Source organism: Streptomyces sp. NPDC046881 (genome assembly GCF_040645015.1).
Lineage (GTDB): Bacteria > Actinomycetota > Actinomycetes > Streptomycetales > Streptomycetaceae > Streptomyces.
This window is the reverse complement of sequence record NZ_JBEYXJ010000228.1, coordinates 1-2364: the sequence shown is the minus strand read 5'-3', so window position 1 is coordinate 2364 and position 2364 is coordinate 1. Positions and strand designations below refer to the sequence as shown.

Sequence of the window (2364 nt, the reverse complement as noted above, 5' to 3'; positions counted from 1 at the left end):
GCGAGGGCCTGCAGGTCCTCGCGCTCCACGGTCTCCCAGAACTCCGCGTCCACCGGATCCACCCCCGCGGCGGCGGCAGCCGTTTCCGGGGCGGCAACCCAGTACCGCTCGTGCTGGAAGGCGTACGTCGGCAGGTCGGTCTTACGCGCACCGGCGAAGAAGACACTCCAGTCCACCGCGACACCGTGGGTGTGCAGATGACCCAGGGCCGTGACGAGCGCCTGCCGCTCGGGCCGGTCGGCCCGGAGTACGGGGACGGTGACGACGTCCTCGACACAGTCCTGCGCCATGCCGCTGAGCACACCGCCGGGGCCGATCTCCACGAACGTGGTCACGCCCAGCTCGCGCAGCGTCCGCACGCCGTCGGCGAAACGTACCGCCTCACGGACGTGCCGGACCCAGTACTCCGGGGTGTACGACTCGGCCAGCCGGCCCGTGAGGTTCGAAACCAGCGGGATCCGCGGCTCGTTGAATTCCAGGCCCCGGACAACCTTCCCGAACTCCTCAAGCATCGGGTCCATCAACGGCGAGTGGAACGCGTGACTGACCCTCAACCGGGACGTCTTCCGCCCCTGACCGGCGAAGACCCCGGCCAACGCCGTGACTTCATCCTCATCGCCCGAAATCACCACCGATCGAGGGCCGTTGACCGCCGCGATCCCGACCCCGTCGGTCAGATACGGCAGTACCTCCTCCTCGCCGGCCTGGATCGCCACCATCGCCCCGCCCGCAGGCAACGCCTGCATCAACGCAGCACGCGCCGACACCAGCTTCGCCGCATCCCCGAGCGACAACACCCCGGCCACATGAGCGGCCGCGATCTCGCCCACCGAATGACCCGCCACATAATCCGGCCGCACACCCCACGACTCCAGAAGCCGGAACAACGCCACCTCGACCGCGAACAACGCCGGCTGGGTGCACCCCGTCTCATGCAGGATCTCGGCATCGACCTCGACCGGCGCGTCCAACAACGCGCACACCTCGTCGTACGCATCCGCGTAGACGGGGAACGCCGCGTACAGCTCACGCCCCATACCGATTCGCTGGGAACCCTGACCCGAGAACAGGAAACCGACCTTGCCTCCCGGCCGGCCCTGGACGACTCCTGGCGACGGCGTTCCGGCAGCCAGGCGCTCCAGGCCGCGGCGGAAGTCGTCGCAGGTCTCGCCGATGACGGCCGCCCTGTGGCGCAGGGCGCTCCTGGTGGTGGCCAGTGAGAAGCCGACATCGGCCGGTGACGCGTCGTCCTCCACGAGGGCCAGCAGCCGTCGCGCCTGGTCGCGCAGCGCGGCGCCGGTCCTGGCGGAGAGCACCCATGGCAGGAGGGCCGGGGCCGGGGCGGCAGTGGTCTCTTCGTCCTGGGCCGGCGGGGCCTGTTCGATGATGGTGTGGGCGTTGGTGCCGCTGACGCCGAAGGACGACACGGCGGCCCGGCGCGGGTGATCGGTCTGTGGCCACTCCACGGCCTCGCTCAGCAGGCGGACGTCACCGGCCGACCAGTCCACGTGCGGCGTCGGCTCGTCCACGTGCAGGGTCCGCGGCAGGACACCGTGCCGCATCGCCATGACCATCTTGATGATGCCGCCGACGCCGGCGGCCGCCTGCGCGTGACCGATGTTGGACTTCAGCGAGCCCAGCCACAACGGCTGTCCTTCGGGCCGCTCCCGGCCGTACGTGGCGAGCAGCGCCTGCGCCTCGATCGGGTCGCCGAGCCTGGTGCCCGTACCGTGGGCCTCGACGGCGTCCACGTCTGTCGGCGTGAGCCCGGCGGACGCCAGCGCCTGCCGGATCACCCGCTGCTGCGCCGGACCGTTCGGCGCGGTCAGGCCGTTGGACGCACCGTCCTGGTTCACCGCGCTGCCCCGCACCACGGCCAGCACCCGGTGACCGTTGCGGCGGGCGTCGGACAGCCGTTCCACCAGCAGCATGCCGACGCCCTCGGCCCAGCCCGTGCCGTCGGCACCGGCGCCGAACGCCTTGCAGCGTCCGTCGGCGGCCAGGCCGCGCTGCCGGCTGAACTCCACGAAGGCCCGCGGGGTGGACATGACCATCACGCCGCCCGCCAGCGCCATGGAGCACTCGCCGTTGCGGAGGGCCTGGACCGCCCAGTGCAGGGCCACCAGCGAGGAGGAGCACGCCGTGTCGACGGTGACGGCCGGTCCTTCGAGGCCGAGGGTGTAGGCGATACGGCCGGACATGATGCTCGCGGAGTTGCCCGTGCCGAAGAAGCCCTCGGAGTCGTCGATCGCGTGGAAGGCCTGGGCGGCGTAGTCCTGGTAGCCGGAGCCGACGAAGACCCCGGTACGGCTCCCGCGCACCGACTCCGCGTCGATACCGGCCCGCTCGAACGTCTCCCACGTG

At 71.2% G+C, this 2364-nt stretch carries 1 protein-coding gene; it reads right to left on the bottom strand.

All coding sequences use genetic code 11. The annotated features are described in order from the left end of the window. Positions 1-2364, bottom strand: a 2364-nt coding sequence (locus tag ABZ923_RS41165; RefSeq protein ID WP_361483540.1) for a type I polyketide synthase, incomplete at both ends; no start/stop codon positions are given.